17 protein-coding genes are annotated in these 21443 nt (G+C 42.3%); 8 read left to right on the top strand and 9 right to left on the bottom strand.

The genetic code is table 11. From position 1 onward, the window contains the following. Positions 1–1010: hypothetical protein (locus ACT3QP_RS10825; protein ID WP_444525501.1), on the top strand; the 1010-nt coding region annotated here is incomplete at its 5' end. A 93-nt stretch (positions 1011–1103) separates the two neighbouring features. On the opposite strand, the gene ACT3QP_RS10820 is transcribed toward ACT3QP_RS10825, so the two are convergent. Next, complete coding sequence (locus tag ACT3QP_RS10820) at positions 1104–1619, bottom strand: hypothetical protein (RefSeq protein ID WP_192519352.1); 516 nt, start codon at positions 1617–1619, stop codon at positions 1104–1106. Positions 1620–1977: 358 nt separating this feature from the next. Between ACT3QP_RS10820 and recJ the strand changes: the two genes are divergently transcribed. Continuing rightward, positions 1978–3867 (top strand): single-stranded-DNA-specific exonuclease RecJ, encoded by a 1890-nt coding sequence (recJ, locus tag ACT3QP_RS10815; protein WP_192519351.1) that lies wholly within the window; start codon positions 1978–1980, stop codon positions 3865–3867. Here recJ and ACT3QP_RS10810 read toward each other — a convergent pair. The 6 genes from ACT3QP_RS10810 to ACT3QP_RS10785 all read right to left on the bottom strand — a co-directional run bounded on the left by ACT3QP_RS10810 (position 3864) and on the right by ACT3QP_RS10785 (position 9852). After that, positions 3864–4529 (bottom strand): trimeric intracellular cation channel family protein, encoded by a 666-nt coding sequence (locus ACT3QP_RS10810; protein ID WP_192519350.1) that lies wholly within the window; start codon positions 4527–4529, stop codon positions 3864–3866. The two genes, recJ and ACT3QP_RS10810, sit on opposite strands and share 4 nt — an antisense overlap. Positions 4530–4737: 208 nt before the next feature. Continuing rightward, positions 4738–5373 (bottom strand): trimeric intracellular cation channel family protein, encoded by a 636-nt coding sequence (locus ACT3QP_RS10805; RefSeq protein WP_192519349.1) that lies wholly within the window; start codon positions 5371–5373, stop codon positions 4738–4740. A gap of 239 nt (positions 5374–5612) precedes the next feature. Next, the gene (locus ACT3QP_RS10800; protein WP_192519348.1) at positions 5613–6749 is read right to left on the bottom strand and encodes a multidrug resistance efflux transporter family protein; all 1137 of its coding nucleotides are present in this window, start codon (positions 6747–6749) and stop codon (positions 5613–5615) included. A 198-nt stretch (positions 6750–6947) separates the two neighbouring features. Then, on the bottom strand, positions 6948–7679 hold the full coding sequence (queE, locus tag ACT3QP_RS10795) for a 7-carboxy-7-deazaguanine synthase QueE (protein WP_192519347.1): 732 nt from the start codon (positions 7677–7679) through the stop codon (positions 6948–6950). Between the two features lie 204 nt (positions 7680–7883). After that, positions 7884–8705 carry a 2,3,4,5-tetrahydropyridine-2,6-dicarboxylate N-succinyltransferase gene (dapD, locus tag ACT3QP_RS10790; RefSeq protein ID WP_192992096.1) on the bottom strand — a complete coding sequence of 274 codons (822 nt, stop codon included), beginning with the start codon at positions 8703–8705 and terminating at the stop codon, positions 7884–7886. Positions 8706–8895: 190 nt separating this feature from the next. Beyond that, positions 8896–9852: an alpha/beta fold hydrolase gene (locus ACT3QP_RS10785; protein ID WP_442062702.1), complete on the bottom strand. Its 957-nt coding sequence runs from the start codon at positions 9850–9852 to the stop codon at positions 8896–8898. Between the two features lie 735 nt (positions 9853–10587). Between ACT3QP_RS10785 and ACT3QP_RS10780 the strand changes: the two genes are divergently transcribed. The 4 genes from ACT3QP_RS10780 (at position 10588) to ACT3QP_RS10765 (ending at position 15388) form a co-directional block, all read left to right on the top strand. Further along, positions 10588–11409 carry a DUF547 domain-containing protein gene (locus tag ACT3QP_RS10780; RefSeq protein WP_444525500.1) on the top strand — a complete coding sequence of 274 codons (822 nt, stop codon included), beginning with the start codon at positions 10588–10590 and terminating at the stop codon, positions 11407–11409. 410 nt (positions 11410–11819) lie between these two features. After that, positions 11820–12833: a TAXI family TRAP transporter solute-binding subunit gene (locus tag ACT3QP_RS10775; protein ID WP_444525499.1), complete on the top strand. Its 1014-nt coding sequence runs from the start codon at positions 11820–11822 to the stop codon at positions 12831–12833. Further along, positions 12814–13374: a DUF1850 domain-containing protein gene (locus ACT3QP_RS10770; RefSeq protein ID WP_444525498.1), complete on the top strand. Its 561-nt coding sequence runs from the start codon at positions 12814–12816 to the stop codon at positions 13372–13374. The genes ACT3QP_RS10775 and ACT3QP_RS10770 overlap by 20 nt, the downstream gene beginning before the upstream one ends. A gap of 10 nt (positions 13375–13384) precedes the next feature. Then, positions 13385–15388 (top strand): TRAP transporter permease, encoded by a 2004-nt coding sequence (locus ACT3QP_RS10765; RefSeq protein ID WP_192992107.1) that lies wholly within the window; start codon positions 13385–13387, stop codon positions 15386–15388. A gap of 143 nt (positions 15389–15531) precedes the next feature. Here ACT3QP_RS10765 and lipA read toward each other — a convergent pair whose 3' ends face one another. Both lipA and ACT3QP_RS10755 read right to left on the bottom strand, forming a co-directional pair. Next, positions 15532–16575, bottom strand: a complete 1044-nt coding sequence (lipA, locus tag ACT3QP_RS10760; protein WP_192992101.1) for a lipoyl synthase — start codon at positions 16573–16575, stop codon at positions 15532–15534. Positions 16576–16723: 148 nt separating this feature from the next. Then, a complete protein-coding gene (locus ACT3QP_RS10755; RefSeq protein ID WP_192519340.1) occupies positions 16724–17122 on the bottom strand; it encodes a carboxymuconolactone decarboxylase family protein in 399 nt (132 codons plus the stop codon). Positions 17123–17594: 472 nt separating this feature from the next. On the opposite strand from ACT3QP_RS10755, the gene acnB reads away from it, so the two are divergent. Both acnB and ACT3QP_RS10745 read left to right on the top strand, forming a co-directional pair. After that, positions 17595–20198: a bifunctional aconitate hydratase 2/2-methylisocitrate dehydratase gene (gene acnB / locus ACT3QP_RS10750; RefSeq protein WP_192992102.1), complete on the top strand. Its 2604-nt coding sequence runs from the start codon at positions 17595–17597 to the stop codon at positions 20196–20198. 256 nt (positions 20199–20454) lie between these two features. After that, positions 20455–20895 carry a PACE efflux transporter gene (locus tag ACT3QP_RS10745; RefSeq protein WP_192992103.1) on the top strand — a complete coding sequence of 147 codons (441 nt, stop codon included), beginning with the start codon at positions 20455–20457 and terminating at the stop codon, positions 20893–20895. Positions 20896–21443: the final 548 nt, after the last annotated feature.

The following is a 21443-nucleotide window of genomic DNA, read 5'->3' as shown; positions in this document are numbered from 1 at the left end:
TAATTGATACTGGTAATCTTATGTTATTACGCTTATCTGTTTTATGCACGCTCTCTATGAGTGCAATTTCATTTTCTCATGCAGTCGATAAGGTATTGCCAAAGTCGCTGATTATTGATTTAGTAGAGCGTCATTGTTCTTTTCCAAAACCAAATCCTCATGTATCGGCTGATCTTGAATATGATTGTGCAGATAATTATGACGATGCTGATAGCACTGAGCAAAGCATGAATTATAGTCTGAGGTTATTGCCTTTGATAGTGAAGGACTTCAATCATGATGGAGTTGAAGATTTAGCATTAGAAATCGAATCTTTAGGTCCGTTAGGCGGTAGTGTGACAACTAATAGTGCTGTGCATTATTTGCTATTAGATAAGAACAACCACATTATTAACGAGCATGAAGTGCTGTTGTATGCGCCGTTTAGTGAACATATCGTCGAGTATGAGGTAGAAGGTAATGATATACATTATAGCGCAGTACCTAACTATCGCTCCCATTCTGAGGCTTATGAAAATGGTGAGTTGATAGCACCGTCTATCACATTCGATATTGATTGGATGAGAGGTAATCCAGTAAGTACTTATTATCGGGACAACTGCCAATTATCAGCAAATATGGATAAGCATATATTTACCACATTGCGTGATGTAAAGCGTGTGAATACTATGGATATTCATGACTATACACAGATGATTGAAGAAGAGTTACAGGTAAATAATATGCAAGTGTCTGCCGAATTAAATGGCTGTGATACTCAAAGAGTGAGTTTTAGTATTAGGCCTAGTGCTGGAAATCGTCTGCCTGTTTTGGCGGATATCTTACAAACATTGGTTCCAGTGACTTATCAGCATCAGCAGCTGAGAGAATTAATGAAACTGGATAAGCAGTCTCAGATTGTGTTTGGTGAAGAAATGATCTTACCAAGCAACTGGTCAGGACAAGTGCATATAAGTCGTGGATTTGAAAATGCTAGTGTGATAATAAACCTTACTCAAAAAAAGCAATGATAGGGCTTAATGACTTTACTAAACAGCGTAAAAAACCAGCAAAGACAAATAGTCTAAGCTGGTTTTTTATGACATTTTCTTTTATAGCTATTTTTAGACGTTTTTACCGTGTTGCTTGGTTTGAATGTCTTTTGCTAGCTTGTAGCATTCATTGATATGGTCATTAGCGATTTTTTTGAAAATCATATAGCCCATGGTTGCCGCAACCATTTGACCACCGAGTGGGATGAATTTTGTCACTTGCTTGGCAGCGATACGACCACCGAAGCCTTGTACTGTCTTTTTCACGATACCACGTGTCGCCATTAGTCCTGCAAAGTCAACGGTACGATCTTTTAAAGCACCCCAATGAACGGCTCGTGATTCTAAATCAACCGCTGACTGACGATCTTCAATTAAGCCAAAGCGTTCACTAATGTCAGGTAATAGCTGGGTAAGCATGCCTGCATCTACGGCGACATCGAAGAATGGCACAGGAACAATGGCGACACCAGCAGAGTACTTAGCGCGTTTTTTGACCAGCTTTTGACATTCTTTTTTTGTTTTTTCAAGGTCTAAGCTAGGATCTATTGTATTTGGTAGTTTTTCAGCGGTTGGTGTGGTTTTCATAAAGGCTCCTTATAAGTTATTAAAATATGTCACTAAAACAAATCATTAAAATGAAACACTCTAAAATATCGAATTATAGTTTTAATAAATATCTCAGTTACTATCTATTCTATGGATTTATAAGAGGCATACAATCATTGCTTTGTAGCAAAATGCAGAAAAATACAGTCACTATACACCATTTTTGTAAACTGGCTGTTTTGTAAAGTGTCGATAAAGGCTGTTAAAGGCGATCAAAAGCTTGTTATGTATAACGGCTTCAATAGGATTAATAGTAATGTAAAATCCTAAAAAATGATAAACCGTTCCGCTAGAAATGAGCATTGTGACCTTTTGATAAAGCCAGTAGAATACACCCATGCTAAATTTAACCCCCCGTTATACCAGCACTCGCATCGACGAGTTGCCCACCGCGTTGCAGCCACTTGCTGCTCAATCATTAACGCTTGCCCGCTTATATGCTGGTCGAGGTATCACTGAGCCCGATGAGCTTGAGACTGGGCTATCCGGTCTACTGCCTGCAGAGATGCTACATGGCGTGACTGAGGCAGTACGACTGTTAGATATTGCCATTGATGATGGACAACGCATCCTGATCGTTGGCGACTTCGATTGTGATGGTGCGACCAGTACCGCACTGATGATGCGCGCACTCACAAAGATGGGCGCAGTCGTTGATTTTTTAGTGCCAGATAGGTTCAAGTACGGCTATGGACTGACGCCTGAGATTGTCGAGTTGGGTATTGAGACTTATCACCCCGACATGATAGTGACCGTGGACAATGGTATCTCTAGTCATGAGGGTGTGGCTCGAGCACAGGCGGACGGCATTGCTGTCATTATCACCGACCATCATCTGACGACCAAACAGACGCCACCTGCTGAGGCGGTGGTCAATCCCAACCAGCTCGGTTGTGATTTTGCTAGTAAGGCACTGGTCGGTGTCGGCGTGGCGTTCTATGTGCTTGGACGCTTGGCAAAGCTGCGCCGAGAGGCTGGCAAGTCCACCGTACAAGTCAGCCAATATTTAGATTTGGTGGCACTTGGGACGATTGCCGATGTTGGCGTGCTCGATAAAAACAATCGCATCTTAGTGCATCATGGATTAAACGCTATTCGCCAAGGACGATGCTGCCTAGGTATCTTAGCGTTACTTGAGCAGGCAGGTCGTGACCCTAAGCAGTTGCATGCACAGGACTTTGGCTTTGTGTTAGGTCCACGCATCAATGCTGCTGGGCGCATGGACAATATGCGCATCGGTATTGAGTGCTTATTAACGGAAGATTGGAGTACCGCACAGCGACTGGCTCAAGAGCTTGAAGTGTTGAATCGTACCCGTCGTCAGGTAGAAGGTGAAATGCGCGCTCAAGCAGACAGCATTGTACAAGACTTAGCGGCTGATGCTGAGATGGGCAGCGACACTGATTTAGACGAAAGTAGTGATATCATTACTCAGATCAAGCCTAAGAAACCGGCCGTTAACGAGGGTAATTCTAATACTACTGAGCCTAGTATGGTCAAAAAGAGAAGCATCGTGTTGTACCAAGACGATTGGCATCAAGGTGTGATCGGTATCGTCGCTGGACGCTTAAAAGAAAGCCACTATTTGCCAAGTATCGTTTTTGCACCAGCAGATGTCGAGCGGATAGGCGACGACGATGCCATTAAAGGCTCTGCAAGATCTATCGCAGGCGTGCATGTTCGTGATGCGATTGAACAAGTCGCTGAACGATATCCAGAGTTAATCAGTCATTTTGGTGGTCACGCGATGGCAGCAGGATTGACCATCAAGCGCCGTAATTTTGATGAGTTTGTTACGGCATTTGATGAAGTCATGGCAGAGATGGATGATGAGGTGTTTGCTGAGCAGAAATTCACAGATGGCGCATTGCAGGCAAGTGACTTTAGTCTTTGGTTCGTTGAGCATCTGGCTGATGCGAGTGTGTGGGGTCATGGTTTTGCACCGCCGATATTTGATGGTGTATTCGAAGTACTCAGTTTTAAGGTTCTAAAGGACAAGCATCTTAAACTGTCATTGCGTTATCCAGATGTGCAGTATCCGATTGAAGCAATTTACTTTAACTTCGATAGCGATGTATGGGATTATCGTGCTGAACAAGTGCATTTGTTATTTCAGCTAGACATCAACGAGTGGAACGGTAAGCAAAGCCTACAGTTGATGGTGAAGGATCTGGCCCTAGTTGAAAAAACGCAAGCTAATCAGACTCTTGAGGGTGGTGCGACTTAATACTTTAATTCCAGTGTTGGGAACTGCCAATCGTAGCGAATGGCCAGCATCCGCAACGTAAAAATTGTACTCATAACGGCGATATCAGTTATCCATGCTATTACGCCCAGATATTGCAATACAAAATACAGAATACCGCCAGTTAATGCAGCGGTAATATAAATCTCTTGCTGTAGTACGAGTGGAATCTCATTGCAGATCATATCGCGGATGATACCACCGACAATAATCGTAATCACACCAAGTAATAGTGACACAGGAATATTCGCCCCCATACTTTCCGCAATTTTAATACCGATTAAGGTAAACGCTGCTAAGCCGATGGTATCTGAGAGTTTGAGAAACTTATCGACTCGTTTAGAGTTGGGATGAAAAAATATTTGCATGACCAATGAAGATATCGTAATAACCGTCAAATAGCTCATGTCTACCATCCAAAATAATGGATGACGATCCAAAATCACATCACGGACGGTACCACCACCGATAGCAGTGACAATTGATACTAGCAAGCAGCCAAACACGTCAAAGTTTTTATGCTTGGCCAATATCGTGCCTGAAATACTACAAGCCACAATACCAATCATATCAAACACAAATATCAATGAGTTTGGATCAAACGTGGTGATTAGGGCAGCAGGGTTCAATGCGATAGCCAACATGAGCAAATCTCACTAGTGAAGATGATAAATCATTTGATACGGGCTATAGTCATTCCTAAATAAAAGAAATACAGATACAACCACGCGATACAGGGATACATTTTTCTTGCGTGCTGTGCCTGCGCAGACAGAGACTGCGCAAAATGTAACCCGTATCGCTGTATTTATTTTATAGTGGATCGCCTATAACTTTATAATATTTTTTAGGTTAAGCGACTAGACGAATAGAAGGCAGGTGCCAATCAAACTTGAGCGCCAACATACGTACTGCAAAAATGGTAAACAGCATGATAAATTCATTAATACCAGAGGAGATACCGAAGTATTGCAAAATCAAGTAAGTCACAGAGCCAGCAATACTGGCAGTGATATAAATCTCACGCTGTAGTACCAGTGGTATCTCATTACAGATAATATCACGGAGCATACCGCCAATCATGGCAGTCCACACACCCATCATAATAGCAATAATAGGCGACATATCTTGTGTCAACGCTATTTTAAAACCAATCACACTAAAGGCAGCCAGCCCAATGGCATCAAACAGTTTCAATGCTTTATCGATCTTATGATATAGATGAAAAAACATTTGTAGGATGAGCGATGTCACGGTGATGACGATCACATAATTGAGGTCAGTCATCCAAAACAGCGGATGACGGTCTAGAGCCATATCACGCAATGTACCACCGCCGATAGCGTTGACCATCGCCACTAAGATACAGCCAGAAATATCAAACCCTTTATGCTGAGCAAGCAACGTGCCTGCTATCGCGCACGCAATCACGCCCACCATATCTAATAAATACAACAAAATATCAGGAAAAATTAAATCATTAGCCATAGTTATAATATCAAGTAGTGACCATCAACATAGATAGTCAAAGTATTTTTAAATCGCTACAGTGCTGCTGGGATAAATTTTTCGCAGCCTCTGTGAATATAGCCATCAAGTAAAATTTGTACCAGTAGCACCATAATACAATCGTATCGGTTTTATGTTTCTTTGACTATAGTCAAAGAAATATTAAAATGCCTTGATTATAGATGGTTGGGTTTGAATTTTTAACAGCCCTTAGTGTATTAGCCGTCTTTTGCAAACAGAATCAATCCAACGATAATGAGAGCAATACCTATTAATCCCATCATTGATGGCAGGCTGCTGTTGAGCAATAACATACCGCCAATCAAGGCAAATATGACCTCGCTGGCTTGAGTGGCATCGACACCAGCGACTTCGCTGGAGGTTTCTGCTTTTTCGCGGGCATATAAGAAAATACTGGTGGCTGCCACGCCAGCCAATAACGCGACCAGTAGTGTATTAAATACTTGTTTAGTGTCTGGCAACTCAGGATGAACGACAATACCCAATACCAACCAAAAGGGCACACTACCCAAAGTCATTAGCCATACTTTGTTAAAGGCATCTTGTAGTAGAGTGGTTTGGATAGCGGGAATTTTAGCAATCAAGTTTTGCAATAGAGAAGGGGGCGGTTCGGCTAAGACAGTGTCTGTCGTATGAGCAATACTAATTGAGTCTGCCGGATAGTGGGTATCAATAGCAGATAAAGGTGGTAGCTCAGTTTCCACTATCTGGTCAGTTGCTTGAGAGGTCGGTGCTGGCGATTCAGTGTTTTTCTGTTTGGCATTATAAGAAACCTGCCAAACCAACTGGTTACCAATAGGGTAGCTAAAGGCTGCTACTAGCGCAGGCAAAGCACCATAAAGCAGCATGTCTGTCATAGGTACGGTATCAGCACCTAAGACAGAGGCGGCATGTATTCCTTCACTGATATTCACCAGCACCACACCGAAAAACACCAATAACGCATAGGCGATGAATTTCTTATCAAAACGCTGACCAAAGACGAGCAAGACCAGCAGACTTGCGACGACCGTAAACATAAAGGTTGCTGCGACGACCCAGCCTGCAGCATGATCGGCCGCGTAGCATATGCCTGTATAAAAAATACCAAAGCCAATGCTACCCGTTATGCACCAAAATCCCCAATGTTGACGAAAGATAGTCGCTAGCTCTCTAATACGTCCAAAGCCATGCTGCATGACGATAATAGCGGTAAGCATCAGCCACATAAATACATAGCGAAGGCTGGCTGACCAGAACCAATGTCCACCAGCAGCACTCATGAGTTCGTTTAGGATAAATGTCGAGCTAAAAAAAGCGCCTGACAATAGACCTAATAAAATGAGTTTGACCATACCTCTATCCCTATTTATAGTTGGCTATAGTCAGTCCTAAATAAAACAGATACAAATGTAACCATGCGATACAGGCATACATTTTCCTTGCTTGCTGTGCCTGCGCAGACAGAGGCGACGCAAAATGTACCCAGTATCGCTGTATTTATTTTATAGTGGATCGACTATAGTTGTTTATATGTTCAGACGTTAAAGTTTTTATTTGCCTTTGGCATCTGCCCAAATAATTTTGTGCAGTTGTAATTGGAAACGTACCGGTAAAGCGTCTGCCAACATCCACTCTGCAAGCTCACGTGCTAGTACTGGTATATCAGGAGCAGTCTCTGCGTGCATATCCTCTGCAACATTGAACATAGGAGAAAACCAGACGGTACCGACCAATTCATTGAGCTTATGTTCAAACAGTTTGGCTTTTGCCCAGTCATAATCAGCGCGGTTCATAATGACAAATTTAATTTGATCATGTTGAGTAAGATAATCGAGATTTGACCATAAGTTTTTATCATCTTCGCCTGAACTTGGTGTTTTGAGATCCATTACCTTACTGACGGCTGTTGGTACCTGTTCTACTGTGAGCGCGCCTGCTGTTTCAAGTGATATCTCATAGCCATCGCTCAGCAGTCGCTTCATGAGCTCAATCGCATTTGGCTGCGCTAATGGCTCTCCACCAGTCAAACAGATACGCTTACATGGATAGCCTTTGATGGTTTCTATGATGGTATCTAGTGACTGGCGCTCACCACCAGTAAAAGCATACTCGGTATCACAATAGACGCAGCGCAGTGGGCAGCCAGTCAGTCGCACAAATATCGTTGGCAAGCCTGAGGTGATGGCTTCCCCTTGTAAGGAGTAAAAAATTTCTGTCAAACGAAGACCTGCTTCAGGATCGGTGACAGGTATAGTGGCAGTACGTAGCGATGGCTTGGTCATAACAATGTCAATATCAGATAAAAGAGTGGAGTGGTCAGAATAGGTTTGCAACACATGAGAAAAGGTCGTAAAAAAGGATTATAACGCAGACAGCAACACTACGCTGCAAAAAGATGAGCTAAAAAAAAGACGCTAAAGTAACGCTTTAGCATCTTTTTTCGATCAATATTTTTAATCAATAATTATACGTGCGGTCAGACCGTTTTAGGCTAAACGCAATAACTCATTTACTGATGTTTTTGCACGAGTTTGTGCATCAACTTTTTTCACGATGATGGCAGCATATAAGCTGTGTGTACCATCTTCTGACGGCAAGCTGCCTGGTACAACAACTGAGCCTGCTGGTACACGGCCACGATGGATCTCACCAGTTTCGCGATCATAGATGCGAGTTGATTGACTGATGTAGACACCCATAGAGATGACCGCACCTTCTTCTACGATGACGCCTTCAACGATTTCAGAGCGTGCACCGATGAAGCAGTTGTCTTCGATGATCGTTGGGTTGGCTTGTAATGGCTCTAACACACCGCCAATACCAACACCGCCTGATAGATGGACGTTTTTACCGATTTGCGCACATGAGCCAACGGTCGCCCATGTATCTACCATGGCGCCTTGATCAACATAAGCACCGATATTGACATACGATGGCATTAATACTGCACCAGCTGCGATAAAGGAGCCTTTACGAGCGACTGCTGGTGGTACGACACGTACGCCAGCTTCTTTAAACTGCGTTTCTGTCCAGTCAGCAAACTTAGTCGGCACTTTGTCATAGAATTGCACATGCTCGCCAGCAGCTTGGACGTAGTTGTCGTTTAGGCGGAACGATAGTAATACCGCTTTTTTTGCCCATTGATTAACAACCCATTCACCGTCTTTCTTTTCTGCAACACGTAGGCTACCGTCATCTAGCTGCGCAAGCACTTGCTCAACAGCATCGCGTACGTCTTGTGGCATAGTGCTTGGGCTGTATTCGTTACGCTTCTCAAAGGCTTGTTCGATGGTTTGTTGTAATGACATAAAAAATCCTAACGTTAGTTAAAGGTAATTAAAAAATAAATCGTGCTTATAATATAAATAATTGTTTCAGTTTGGACCAAACTTTTACTTGCCGTATTGTCGCTAATTTAACAACTTTTAGCAAACAAGTTAACAGCGAACATTTAAATAGATATTCATACTTAGCGTAACTGCTCTTAATTAACTGAGCTTATTTAATTGAGTTATTGCTCTTTATCCACTCTAAAATATCTTGATAAACGATTTGATGATCCTTTTCGTGCAATGGTTCATGGCGCATGTTTGGATAGAGTAGCGTGTCTATATGATTAAATTTTTGCTTATTTAAGCGAGCAACTATTTTACGGATACCTTTACCCATCTCACCGATAGGGTCGTCTTCTCCGCTGACAAATAGCATTGGGAAGTCTCTTGAGATTGTCATTGCCCATTGTTTATTTAAGCCTGTCTCCATCAGCGAGAATAACGTCATAAAGCCATTATTGGTAAAGTCAAAGCCTGTTAATGGATCAGCCTCATAAGCCTCAATAGCAGCAGGGTCCTGATTTAGCCACGCAAACTCTGATGACGAGACACGATTTTTAAGCTGGCTATTTAAAACTTTGTTCATGACATTGGCAAACATGGGGTTTTGTTTTCTTGGAGCTACTTTCGCCAGTATTCTATTAACAGGCAATAGTATTTTGGTCAATGGGTTGGCATCTGCTGTACCCATCAAGATAGCACCTGCAAAAGCGCGCGCGTGGTACTTGAGGACATTGCGTATAATGAATGACCCCATAGAGTGACCCATGACAAAATGAGGAACATCAGGGTGCCTTTCTTTTAAGATGTCTGACATGATAATGACGTCTTTCAATAATAACTGTACAGGATGTTCGTCAGCAAAAAAGCCAAAATCATCTGCCGTTTTGACGGTTTTCCCGTGCCCTAGATGGTCATAAGTTGCTACTGCGACGCCATTATCTGCCAAAAACTGAGCGAATTCTGCATACCGCCCGCTGTGTTCGGCCATACCATGCACGATCAGTAACGTGGCCTTTATTTTAGTGTTTTTATCGCTTGGTTCAAAAAAATCATGATACAAATAATGAATGTTATCAGAGGAGAGGATGTGTTCGTTGTTTGTATCGGTGCTGGTAATCATGAGACTTCCTTTAAATTGTTTTAATTATGCGTATCGATCTTTTGTTATTCGACTGTTTATTGGCACAGACATAAGCTTTTACAAGCTTATTATATAGGTATAGTTTACTCACTATAAAACTGATACATCATCAACAGTTGGCTAAGTGTCCCTATGTTAAGTGTCGCTATGCCGTGTGTAGGGATAGTTAATACAAACAATTTAGCGACAAAGCTTTAAGGGGTCAATGCTATTTGAGATATTTATGTTGATACCATCAGATAGTTATAGTTGCGTGTTAGCAGGTTTGGGCTTTGCTATATTGTCTTTAAAAAATATCTTTATAAAACTGTCTCTATAAATCCGCTGTGGTCAGTATTAGTGTGTTTAATACTACAAAGTTTCTAGTGTTAGAGCCTTAGATAACTAGCATCTTAACCTTTTGTAACTCATCTTGAAAAGGTAATGCTCATTTGGAATAAGCGTTAAAATCGAGGTTATTCATCATAAATATTTATTCACAATGAGGTATTATTTATTAGTTAAAACGCATAGCTACAGGTTGAGATAGTACTCACTAATCGTGCTAATGAGCTATCAGTTAGTCGATTAGAGATGGCTATGTAACGTGATACCCAACCATGAGTGTGGACTGTTTTGCCAGTGACGATTTGAGCAAATACATGCATCGTCACTTCATATACGCACTATTGTAATAAATAGAAAAACAACATTGATTTAAACGGAGTCAAATTTATGTCAGGATTCAATATTTCAACAAAAGCTGCGGTCTGGAAACCGGTTCTAGCCGTTGCTATCTCATTATCAAGCGTTGCTGCTTATGCTGATTTTAATCATCAAAGCTGGGATAGTTTGCTAGGTAAGAATGTCACTATGACTAATGGAGGTAAGGCCTCTGTTGTGAACTATGCTGGCATGAAAGCAGATAAGAGTAAGCTGACAAGCTATCTTAAAGCGGCAGGTAAGGTATCGAAATCAGAGTTTAATGGTTGGAATAAAAATGAGCAGTTGGCATTTTTAATCAACGTCTATAATGCGGGCACGGTAGATTTGGTGCTGACAAAACATCCAAATATTAAGTCTATTAAAGACATTGGTAGTGTCGTAAGCTCACCATGGAAGCAAGAGTTTATTCCACTATTGGGCAAAACACGTTCGCTCGATGATATTGAACACAATCTCATTCGTGGCTCAAAACGCTACAACGATCCGCGCATTCACTTTGCGGTTAACTGTGCCAGTATTGGTTGTCCAGCACTACAAGACGATGCTTTTACAGGTAAGCGTTTAGACAGTCAGCTAGAGCAAGCCACTTCCAAGTTTTTAGCAGATAGTAGCCGTAATCGTCTAAAGGGTAGTACGTTAGAAATATCGCCTATTTTTAAATGGTACAAAGAAGATTTTGCGACCAATTGGCGTGGAACAAAAAATCTGGAAGGATTTTTGGGTCGTTACAGCTCATCTTTAGGACTCAGCAAAGCCCAAACCACAAACCTAAAGCAAGGAAAAATAAAGATTGATTACACCACTTATAATTGGAATCTCAACAAAAAATAATCTCCGTGGCAGCACCTGACTCTTATTGTATAGTTGATCCACTATAAAATAAATACAGCGATACTGGGTGCGTTTTGCGTCGCCTCTGTCTGCGCAGGCACAGCAAGCAAGGAAAATGTATGCCAGTGTCGCATGGTTATATTTGTAACTGTTTTATTTAGGACTGACTATAGGAGTCGTTATCAAGGATGATACGTTTTAAATAGCGAAATAATTCATGTGATAAATTAAATATATTATTGGTGTTTTTTCAAATAGCTTTGGGTCTATAGCCCAGGAAACACGTGATATAAGATGCTTTAGTTTATTTGTGATAAAAATTGCTATATTATTACAAGTCTGTAACGCATTAATATGGTTATATTAATGCGTTTAAATGGATTAAACAGATTACTTCAAGGATGAATTCAATGCTCAATTTTCTAAAATCCCCATTACTGTTATCAGCTATGCTAAGTGCCACGCTAGGTCTGGCAGCATGCTCAGAGAGCAGTGATAGTGCGTCAGCAGATAGCGCTTCAACCGATGCAGCTGCGACGAGTGATACGCTTGATACCAAGTTCCTTACTATCGCCACTGGCGGGGCATCTGGGCCTTACAATATCATTGGCACCTCATTATCAGAAATCTATGTCAAAACTTTTGGGGTAAACTCAAAAACGCAAACCACTGGTGCATCTGTCGAAAATGTCAATCTATTAACCCAAGGCAAAGTTGATATGGTATTAGCACTCAGTGACGTGGTCACCGATGCAGTCGAAGGTAAAAACAACTTCGATAAACCTATCACCAATATTCAACAGATCGCTGTTTTATACCCTAATGTGGTGCAAATCGTTACTTCAAAAAAATCTGGCATAAAAACCATTGAGGATTTAAGAGGTAAGCGTATCGCTGTGGGCGATCAAGGCTCTGGAACTGAAGTCAATGCTCGAACCTTATTAGAAGGGTTTGGCATTACGTATGATGATGTCACGGTTGATTACCTAGGATTTGCAGAAGCCGCTGATGGTATGAAAGCGGGTAAAATTGAAGCGGCATTCTTTAGTAGCGGTCTACCAAACTCATCTTTGATGGAGCTAGAACAAGGTTTAGATCTACAGATTGTTAGTATCGACCAAGACAAGCTAAAAGAAATCATCGCAAGCAAGCCTTACTTCAAAACCTTTGAAATTCCTGCTGATACTTATGGCAACGAAGCGGCGATTCCAACTGCGGCAATCATGAATGCATTATTGGTTAGCTCTGATTTATCTGAAGCTGATGGTTATAAGTTAACCAAAACGTTATTTGAAAATCTGGATGGCTTGAAAACAGCTCACCAAGCAGCCAACGACATCAGCTTAGAAACAGCTAATGATGGTATGGTAGCTCCGATTCATCCTGGTGCCCAAAAGTATTATGATGAACAAGCTGCAGAATAAATCATTATGGCTATTAACTGGTGCCGCAGTCATTGCGGCACTGGTTTTTTTTACGTCATGGATGGGGTTTTTTCGTAAGCTTGTTGTCGAAATACGAGTTAAAGGAATAGACGGCGCTGACGATAAGGTTTGTTATTTCGTTGAACCTGACTTTGAATTGCGCTGGATTCATTCTGTAGAAAAACAATGGTGGGAAGAGCAGTATCAACGTATGGACGGCAGTAGCTCAGAAGATGCTGAGCTGTTACTGACTACCACTTATTTTGAAGCTTTTGGTGCGGGTACTCCTTCAACTGAACTGCTTGCTCCCATACAAAAACATGGCTATCTGGGTTATCAAATCAATGAAAAGCTGCCCAACCTCAATTGGGTGGTCTCTAGACTTACCAAAGGTGAGATTGATTATGGTAACCATCGTTTTTTGATTCACCAGTGGGTGCCAGATTATTCTGAAGTGGTGATTAAGCCTCAAGCATATGGCTTATTTGATAGATTTAAAAAGGACTTTTGTCATGAACTCTCAGATGACGGATCAGGGTAGCGTGCCTACCATGCCAGATACTCAAATTGATAACAATGCTGAGGCAGAGGCGAACAATAAAGCAGTATTAGAAAAATATGACCGAGAGTCAATCACGCGTCATATCACCCAAGGACCAGTAAAGTATTTGCTCGCTGGGATTTGTATACTCTATTCGCTATTTCATTTATATATAACCTTTAACCCGATGCCAGCGTTGTTACAGCGCTCTGTGCATGTGGGTGTTGGTTTTGCACTAATTTTCTTAATTTTCCCCGCCAGCAAAAAAAGCAGTCGCCAGCGAGTAGCTTGGTATGATTGGATTTGGTTTGCTCTGTCTTTCTCTGGTATGGGCTACCTCATCTATGAATATCAAGATATTGTGACATCGCGTGGCGGTATGGCCAACCAAGTCGATGTGATATTTTCCCTGATTACGGTAGTCTGTGTGTTAGAAGGCAGTCGCCGTATCACAGGTTGGATTTTGCCAATATTGGCAGGGATATTTTTGGCCTATCCGTTTGTCAGTCACATGGACTTTATGCCCGATAGGTTACTGACTCGCCCTTATGATATGGGCGATATCTTCGGTCAACTATTCCTAAAAACGGAAGGTCTATATTCTGTGGCGATTGGTGCATCGGTCACCTTTATCTTCCTATTCATTCTATTTGGTGCGTTCTTGGCGCGTTCAGGAATGGGGCAGCTGTTCAATGATTTGGCATTGGCTATCGCTGGTCACAAAAAGGGCGGGCCTGCAAAAGTAGCCGTCATCTCTAGTGGCTTTATGGGTAGTATCAATGGTTCGGCTTTATCAAACGTGGTCAGTACGGGTGCTTTTACCATCCCGCTAATGAAAAAGGTCGGTTATCACAAAGACTTCGCTGGCGCAGTTGAGGCAAGTGCCTCTGTTGGCGGGCAGATATTACCGCCAATTATGGGCGCGAGTGCGTTTATCATGGCTGAGACGACAGGCTTACCTTATAGCACGATTGCTTTAGCAGCATTATTACCCGCGATTCTGTATTATCTAGGCGTGATTGCTCAGGTGCATTTTCGCGCTGGACGCCGTGATCTAAAAGGCATTGCTAAAGAGAACTTGCCAGCGGTAAAAGAAGTACTAAAAGCACGCGGTCACATGTTATTACCCATTGTATTTTTGGTTTTCTTATTGATCAAAAATGTCCCTGTCGGTTATGCAGCGGCTTATACCATCGGCTTTACTGTTTTGATCAGCATGCTACGTGCTGAGACTCGTATGGGATTGTCTGATATCTTAGGCGCGCTAGAAGATGGTGCGCGTCAGTCGCTCGCGGTAATGGCAGCTTGTGCGGTCGTCGGTATTATCATTGGAGTCGTGAGTTTGACTAGCTTTGGTACAGTCATGACTTCATCTATCGTTACACTAGGCGCAGGGTCATTATTCTTTACGCTTATTTTAACGATGCTAGCTTCAATGGTGTTGGGTATGGGTCTACCATCTATTCCTGCCTATATCATTACGGCGACGATGGCGGCTCCAGCATTGGCAGGCTTTGATATTCCTATTTTATCAGCGCATATGTTTGTCTTCTATTTTGGTATCTTTGCCAATATTACGCCGCCTGTGTGTTTGGCAGCTTTTGCTGGTGCTGGTATATCCGGTGGCGATCCGATGAAGACGGGATTTTTGTCGCTCAAGCTGGCACTTGCTGGGTTTATCGTACCGTTCATGTTCATCTACAATCCGACGATGCTAATGATAGATCCAACAGATTTGGCAGTCACGGCAAAAGACTTCCCACTGCCGCCTGTTGTCGATATCATCACCGTAGTCGTGACTTCCATCACTGGTGTCATCGCCCTAAGCTCAGCGCTTGAAGGCTATTTCAGAGGCGGTATGAATACGGTGACTCGTGTCATCTTGACAATCGGTGCTTTACTACTGATTTATCCTGAAATGGTTACAGGTATTATTGGTGGAGTGATTGTTTTGGGTATTGCGGTATTTAATATTAAAACAGCCGGAAAGCCAACGCCGACTTTAACTGTGTAGGTTATTGGCTTTGAATTCTTTAACGATGTATTAAAGCCAAAAAAAGGGTGAATAACAAATTTGTTATTCACCCTTTTTATATGGTTGGCTATTGTTTTAGTAATTGCCTTGGCATCACTTCATTGCCAAATTAACCTCTAAGATTAGCAGCCAAGTTTGCCTTCAGCTTCCAAAGCTTTTTTGCTACGGATAGGTGCTGGGCAATCCTCGCCATAATACTGACGATCGGCAAAGTAGCTTGAGCGTACCATCGGACCTGCCCAAATGTTAAAGAAGCCAATTTTTTTGCCATAGTCCATATAGCGTTGGAACTCGTCTGGATGTACGTAACGGTCCACTGGCGCATGGTTTTTGCTAGGTTGTAAGTACTGACCAATCGTAATCATATCCACATCATGTGCTTTTAGATCGTCGAGTAGTGCATAAATCTCTTCTTCAGTTTCACCCAAACCAACCATAAAGCCGCACTTGGTTGCGATATCAGGGCGACGCTCTTTGTACAGCTTGAGCAAATCTAGTGAATGCTGATAGTCAGAACCTGGACGGAACGCTTTATACAAACGAGGCACGGTTTCGATGTTGTGGTTAAACACGTCTGGCGGCGTTTCTGTCAGTAGGTCTAACGCAATATCCATACGACCACGGAAATCTGGTACTAAGATTTCAATTAAGCAGTTTGGGCTAAGCGCTCTTGATTCATTTAGCACTTCTACAAAATGTCCAGCACCGCCATCTTTGAGATCATCACGATCGACAGAGGTAATTACTGCATATTTAAGCTGTAGACCTTCGATAGTCTCGGCAGTATGGCGCGGCTCATCGGCGTCTAATTTATTTGGACGACCATGACCCACATCACAGAATGGGCAGCGACGAGTACAGATATCACCCATGATCATAAAGGTTGCTGTACCATCAGCGAAGCACTGCGGCAGGTTAGGGCAAGCAGCTTCTTCACAGACTGTGTATAGCTTCTGCTCACGTAGAGTAGCTTTAATACGAGCCACTTCAGCAGGTGATGACATCTTGACCCGAATCCAATCTGGCTTTTTCTTCGCCTCGACGGTCGGGATTACTTTAATTGGGATACGTGCAACTTTATCGTAACCACGCAGTTTTTCGCCTTGAATGGCTTTTTTTGGTTTGGCTCTAGCAGCAGGTACATGTGTTTGTACGGCAGTTGTCATAATGAATTTGTCTCTTAACCCTTTATATTATAAGGGTTTATGGGATTGTCAGAATATTTTATGAGTGCAGATATTATAGCAGAAATTTGGTCGTCAACTTTTAAACAATATTGTTAAGATTACTACGACTTGTTTCTCTACCATAGTTTTAAATATCTATATCAATTTCCATCTCATTCAGTACATCTATGGCGGCACGAAATGCTTCTTGAGTGGCAGGTGCACCGCAGTATGGCAAGCTGTGCATCAGCACCTCTCTAATTTCAGCGACACTAGCGCCATTGTTAATGGCGCCACGTATGTGACCTTTCAACTCGTTTGGGCTTTTTTGGGCAATTAAAAATGAGATGGTAATTAATGAGCGATACTTGCGTGGCAATACCGAATCATCTTGCCAAGTACTGCCCCAAGCGTGTTCTATAATCCAGTCTTGCAGCGGCTGGGTAAATCCTGTAGCAGCATCAAGTGAGCGCTTCACATGTTGCTCACCCATGACATCGGTACGTACCTTAAGACCATTGTCATAGTTAGTATTATTGTCAGCCATAATTATATCCTTAATAGCATTAACTTATTATGTGCTCATGAAATTCTATTTTGCAAAGAAGTATAGCAGTCACAACATATTTATTTAACTGTCAAATTGGGCAGTGTTTATCAAGGCTGATATTAAAATTGTCCCATACTGCGTTGTAAGTCTTGCTAAGGTATCTATATTATTTTCGACTTTTTCCTTGTCTAAAACAATTTTAGTTATCAGCAGTGCCTATTTATGAATATCAAACACGCCCTAGTCTTAAACATAAAAAGCTACTCAAGCTCATGATTGATAGTACTATTTTTATAATAAATGTCCAATATGGCTTTATTATAAGCCTTTTCAAGGTCGAGCCATTAACATTTAGAGCATTTTAAGCTATGATTGCACAGATAATTATTCCACCTAGTACATGGACGCAGGCTGTCATACTGACTACCCAACGTAATGTACTGAACACCAACTGACGAGGACGACTATTGTGTTAGAAGCTTATCGTAAACATGTCGAAGAACGTGCTGAGCTAGGAACGGTTCCGCTACCATTGAATGAAAAGCAAGTAGCAGAGTTGGTTGAGCTACTAAAAACTCCTCCAGCAGGCGAAGATGCATTCTTGATGAACTTGCTAGAAAACCGTATTCCTGCTGGTGTCGACCAAGCTGCTTACGTTAAAGCTGCATTTTTAGCCGCTATCCTTAAGGGCGAAGCATCATCTCCACTTATCAGCAAGAAAAAAGCGGTTGAAATCTTGGGCACGATGCAAGGTGGCTACAACGTTCAGCCATTGGTTGCTGCCTTAGATGACGCAGAAGTAGCACAAGACGCTGCTGATGCATTGAAAAAGACTTTGCTCGTATTTGATGCGTTCAATGATGTGACTGAAAAAGCAGAAGCTGGTAATGACATCGCAAAAGAAGTTGTTCAGTCTTGGGCTGATGCTGAATGGTTCTTGAACCGTGATGCAGTGCCAGAAAAAACCACTTATACGACATTCAAAGTGACTGGCGAAACCAATACGGATGACTTGTCACCTGCGCAAGACGCATGGAGCCGTCCTGATATTCCATTGCATTCACTAGCCATGCACAAAAACTCTCGCGACGGCATCAATGCTGACGAAGAGGGTGTTGTTGGCCCAATGAAGCAAATCGAAGAGCTAAAGAAAAAAGGCCATCAATTGGCGTATGTGGGTGACGTTGTTGGTACGGGTTCTAGCCGTAAGTCTGCAACCAACTCAGTATTGTGGTTGATGGGTGAAGACATCCCTAACGTGCCAAACAAACGTGGCGGCGGTCTGGTATTGGGTAACAATATCGCTCCTATCTTCTTTAATACAATGGAAGATTCTGGCGCATTACCAATCGAAAAAGTGGCAGTCGATAACCTAAACATGGGTGATGTATTTGACATCTATCCATACGAAGGCAAAATCACTAAGCATGACTCTGATGAAGTCTTATCAACGTTTGAGCTAAATTCACCAACATTGCTTGATGAAGTTCGTGCTGGTGGCCGTATCCCATTGATCGTTGGTCGTGGTTTGACCAATCGTGCTCGTGAGTATATGGGTCTTGGTCATTCAGATGTATTTGCTAAGCCAGAAGAGCCAGCTGATACTGGTAAAGGCTTCACGCTAGCGCAAAAAATGGTTGGTAAAGCTTGTGGTCTAGAAGGCGTACGTCCTGGTATGTACTGTGAGCCTAAAATGACTACGGTCGGTTCTCAGGATACAACTGGTCCTATGACGCGTGATGAGCTAAAAGATTTGGCTTGTCTAGGTTTCCAAGCGGATCTAGTGATGCAGTCATTCTGCCACACTGCTGCTTATCCAAAACCAGTTGATGTTGAAACTCAGCACACACTACCTGACTTTATCATGAACCGTGGCGGCGTAAGCTTACGTCCAGGTGATGGTATCATCCACTCATGGTTGAACCGCATGCTACTTCCAGATACCGTCGGTACTGGTGGTGACTCGCATACTCGTTTCCCTATGGGCATCTCGTTCCCAGCAGGTTCTGGTCTAGTTGCTTTCGCAGCTGCGACTGGTGTGATGCCACTTGATATGCCTGAGTCTGTCCGTGTACGCTTCGTTGGCGAACGCCAGCCTGGTATCACGCTACGTGATCTAGTACATGCCATTCCTTATCAAGCAATCAAAGAAGGTTATTTAACCGTTGATAAGAAAGGTAAAATCAACGAGTTCAACGGTCGTATCCTTGAGATCGAAGGTCTAGAAGACTTGACTGCTGAACAAGCGTTTGAATTGTCTGATGCGTCAGCTGAGCGTAGTGCTGCTGGTTGTACCATTACACTATCTGAAGCGTCAGTGACTGAGTACCTAAACTCAAACATCACGCTACTTAAGTGGATGATCTCAGAAGGCTATGGCGATGCACGTACCATCAGTCGTCGTATCGAGCAGATGCAAGATTGGCTAGCGAATCCAAGCCTAATGCGTGCTGATGAAGATGCAGAGTATACAATCGATATCACGATTGATATGTCTGATATCAAAGAGCCTATCCTATGCTGCCCGAATGATCCAGATGATGCTAAGACACTAGCTGACGTCGCTGGTGATACCATTGATGAAGTATTCATTGGTTCATGTATGACTAACATCGGTCATTTCCGTGCCGCTGGTAAACTGCTAAAAGACGTACCAGCAGGAAGCCTCAAGACTCGTCTATGGATTGCGCCACCAACTAAAATGGATGCGCGTCAGTTGATGGAAGAAGGTTACTACAACATCTACGCTCAAGCCGGCGCTCGTACTGAGATGCCAGGTTGTTCACTATGTATGGGTAACCAAGCACGTATCGCACCTAAGTCTACAGCGGTATCGACTTCAACCCGTAACTTCCCGAACCGTCTCGGTCAAGGCGCTAACGTATACCTAGCTTCTGCAGAGCTTGCAGCAGTAGCAGCGGTACTTGGTAAACTGCCTACTAATGACGAATATCAGCAGTATGCTGGTATGCTAAACAGCATGGGCGAAGAAGTGTATCAATACATGAACTTCGACCGTATGGAAGAGTATACTGAAGAAGCTGATAAAATTAATGTTGCTCAATTGAGCTAATTTTTGATGCAGTAAGGCTTCTTTCTAAAGTTAAAAGTCTTACATCTAAAACTAGAAAACCCCGTATCGTCATGATGCGGGGTTTTTTATATTCTTCTATAAATGGGCAGTCTGGTTTTTTATGTTGTCTAATGTATAATATAGTAGCAGGCGGAAAACGTGGCTCTGCACTTAACCTATCTTTTTTCTATCTCGGGACGGACCGATACTTTGATATGCGCCTTACTGTTTAAATACAGGTGCTTTGGAGTCTTGGTTGATCACTTTATCCCCACTCAAACGTCGCCTAATATATGTGACTGTCTTTGAAATAATCGCCATCATTTTATCTACTCTTATATTGATGATACTTAGTCATAGTGATGCATCAGAATCGTTGCCCGTCGCGGTAATGATGTCGGTAACAGCCGTCATTTGGAACTTTATCTATAACACAGTTTTTGAAGCGTGGGAACGTCGCAAACGTTTGGTACATCGGACGTTATGGATACGCAGTACCCATGCTGTTGGTTTTGAAGGTGGGTTGGTGTTGATTTGCTTGCCACTGTATATGGTCTGGTACGATGTTGGTTTGATCCAAGCCTTTAAGATGGAAGTAGCGTTATTGCTATTTTTCTTGGTTTATACTTTTACCTTTACCTTGATCTTTGACAAGGTATTTGCATTACCGTATCAGCATGAGTCCGCTGCTTCTTAGGGCGCGCTGAATACAGCCAAAGGCTACCATATTGGTAGCCTTTTTTGATGGCATTACTACAGACTATCTAGTTAAAAAAGCCTATCTGTCAAATCAAATAGCCTGTTGCATCGGGTTTTGACATTATGGTTTATCCTTCAACTTCCGTATCTAATGCTTCACTAAGACCAGAAAAAGCGTGTACATTGAGGAATACGTTGATGTATAACCAAGACTATGGAACGGATTTCGAAGTCACCGGCAATAATACTAAATCTATTGAGCTAGACTACAGCCAGATTATGATTTCGAAGAATTTAGTTTGTAAGAGGCAAGGACAGATGTGTTTTGACTTTTACCCTCAGGCTGCTTAATTGAAATCTTCGGAGTTTAATTATATGGATTTGACGGCAGGGGTCAGATAGTACCTAAAGCTTAAGCAACTTCATACCTTTTTTGGGCTTTAAAAAATAAAAGGGCAGTCAATGGGATCTTCATTAGCTAAGAAAGCCATTTGATAGTTGTAGGTATCATTGACGCAAATTTTTGCTTCATGGACAGTGTCAAAT

The sequence above is a fragment of the Psychrobacter sp. AOP7-B1-24 genome, assembly GCF_052376215.1.
In the GTDB taxonomy this organism is placed as follows: domain Bacteria; phylum Pseudomonadota; class Gammaproteobacteria; order Pseudomonadales; family Moraxellaceae; genus Psychrobacter.
The sequence above is the reverse complement of the archived record's forward strand: the minus strand, read 5'-3'. Positions and strand labels throughout refer to the sequence as shown.

Excerpts from the sequence above, each read along its gene's own strand:
- ACT3QP_RS10820 (WP_192519352.1), bottom strand. The coding sequence starts at position 1,619 with ATGAAAACCACACCAACCGCTGAAAAACTACCAAATACAATAGATCCT.
- recJ (WP_192519351.1), top strand. The coding sequence starts at position 1,978 with ATGCTAAATTTAACCCCCCGTTATACCAGCACTCGCATCGACGAGTTG.
- ACT3QP_RS10810 (WP_192519350.1), bottom strand. The coding sequence starts at position 4,529 with ATGTTGGCTATCGCATTGAACCCTGCTGCCCTAATCACCACGTTTGAT.
- ACT3QP_RS10805 (WP_192519349.1), bottom strand. The coding sequence starts at position 5,373 with ATGGCTAATGATTTAATTTTTCCTGATATTTTGTTGTATTTATTAGAT.
- ACT3QP_RS10800 (WP_192519348.1), bottom strand. The coding sequence starts at position 6,749 with ATGGTCAAACTCATTTTATTAGGTCTATTGTCAGGCGCTTTTTTTAGC.
- queE (WP_192519347.1), bottom strand. The coding sequence starts at position 7,679 with ATGACCAAGCCATCGCTACGTACTGCCACTATACCTGTCACCGATCCT.
- dapD (WP_192992096.1), bottom strand. The coding sequence starts at position 8,705 with ATGTCATTACAACAAACCATCGAACAAGCCTTTGAGAAGCGTAACGAA.
- ACT3QP_RS10785 (WP_442062702.1), bottom strand. The coding sequence starts at position 9,852 with ATGATTACCAGCACCGATACAAACAACGAACACATCCTCTCCTCTGAT.
- ACT3QP_RS10780 (WP_444525500.1), top strand. The coding sequence starts at position 10,588 with ATGTCAGGATTCAATATTTCAACAAAAGCTGCGGTCTGGAAACCGGTT.
- ACT3QP_RS10775 (WP_444525499.1), top strand. The coding sequence starts at position 11,820 with ATGCTCAATTTTCTAAAATCCCCATTACTGTTATCAGCTATGCTAAGT.
- ACT3QP_RS10770 (WP_444525498.1), top strand. The coding sequence starts at position 12,814 with ATGAACAAGCTGCAGAATAAATCATTATGGCTATTAACTGGTGCCGCA.
- ACT3QP_RS10765 (WP_192992107.1), top strand. The coding sequence starts at position 13,385 with ATGCCAGATACTCAAATTGATAACAATGCTGAGGCAGAGGCGAACAAT.
- lipA (WP_192992101.1), bottom strand. The coding sequence starts at position 16,575 with ATGACAACTGCCGTACAAACACATGTACCTGCTGCTAGAGCCAAACCA.
- ACT3QP_RS10755 (WP_192519340.1), bottom strand. The coding sequence starts at position 17,122 with ATGGCTGACAATAATACTAACTATGACAATGGTCTTAAGGTACGTACC.